General features: G+C 59.1%; 1 protein-coding gene and 1 pseudogene. One reads left to right on the forward strand and one right to left on the reverse strand.

The genetic code is table 11. The features are described 5' to 3' along the window. Positions 1–385: response regulator (locus LCI23_RS11215; RefSeq protein WP_224946549.1), on the forward strand; the 385-nt coding region annotated here is incomplete at its 5' end. Between the two features lie 155 nt (positions 386–540). Here the strand turns inward: LCI23_RS11215 and LCI23_RS11220 are convergent. Then, positions 541–1,142 (reverse strand): annotated as a pseudogene (locus LCI23_RS11220) (IS5 family transposase); the annotation flags it as partial. Positions 1,143–1,406: the final 264 nt, after the last annotated feature.

Genomic DNA, 1,406 nt, shown 5'->3' on the forward strand with positions numbered 1-1,406 from the left:
GCTGACCGTGCTGATCGTGGACGACAATGTCGATGCGGCCGAAACGCTCGGCCTGCTGCTGGCAACACAGGGACACGAAGTCGTGGTCGAGCACGAACCCTTGCGCGCGCTCGAGCGGGCACGCAGCGTGGCGCCGGACGTCTGCCTGCTCGATATCGGCCTGCCCGGCATCGACGGGCGCGAGCTGGCGCGGCGCTTGCGCGCGCAGCGGGAGACGGCGGGGGCCTTACTGGTAGCGGTGACCGGCTATGGGCAGCAGCAGGACCGGGACGAGGCGCTGGCAGCGGGGTTCCAGCATCATCTGGTCAAGCCGGTGGATGTCGATGCGCTGCTGCGGGTGCTGGAGGGGGCTGGGGCGCAGGGTGCGCTGGCGACGCTGATTTAAGGCACAAGCGTTCGATATATCAGCTCGATACCGCAGCACGTTGGCTTCAGGTCCGCATTTGCAATCAGGCCGCCCCATTGAGGAATGGAAGACGTCCCTGCCGCTGGGTAGAGCGAATTGAGCGAAGGCCGAGCGGGTGCTATTGGTAGTTCGCTTCATAACACTCGGACCGTGACTGGAGTGCCCAGCCTAGTAACGCGGCTCAGCACAGCAGCTCTCACCTGTAGTTCGGCGACCTGACGGTCGAAGCCACGTGCCATAACGCGCTCACCCAGCAGCTTGAAGCAGCGCATTTTGGTTTCGACAAGGCTGCGGCGATGGTAGCCGCTCCATTTTTTCCAGATAGCCCAGCCCAGCCTTCGCATCGTATGCAGGATCTCGTTGCGTGCCTGGGCACTGCGGCGATGCGTTTTCCAGGGTTTGGCAATCTTGCGGGTAGGGATGATGGCGTGTGCCGAGCGCAAGGCGATCGCCTCATGACAATCCTTCGTATCGTAAGCACCATCGCCGCTGACGTTGGCAATGCGCTCGTCAGCAGGAATCTGAGGAAGCAGCGCTGGCAGGGCGGGCGCGTCGCCGATGCTGTCGTCGGTCACTTTCATGGCGCGAATCTGGAGCGTGGACGCGTCGATCCCGAGATGCACCTTTCTCCATTGGCGGCGATAGTCTGCACCATGTTTTTCGTCTTCCATTCGCCTTCACCCAGGTTCTTGATGCCCGTGCTGTTTACCAGCAAATGCAGTCCTGTCGTAGTGGGCGCGGCACCAATGGCAACCAACAGCTACGCTACTTATTTTTTACGCAACGAAGCCGCTCCTAAGTTGAAAATTCACTTTATGACCGTGCTTCTTTCGCGGGCGGACTAACCCCGCGGACGACACGATCTTTCAATCGGGCAGTGCAAAAACGTTAAGTTTAACTATCGCCGTTTCTAATTATAAATTCGCTTATTGCTGCGCTGTGGTGCGAAAAATTAATGATCGCTTGACATTGCCCGTTCCAGAATTATTCTAGATGGACT

The sequence above is a fragment of the Massilia sp. MS-15 genome (assembly GCF_020176695.1).
GTDB lineage: Bacteria > Pseudomonadota > Gammaproteobacteria > Burkholderiales > Burkholderiaceae_D > Telluria > Telluria hydrophila.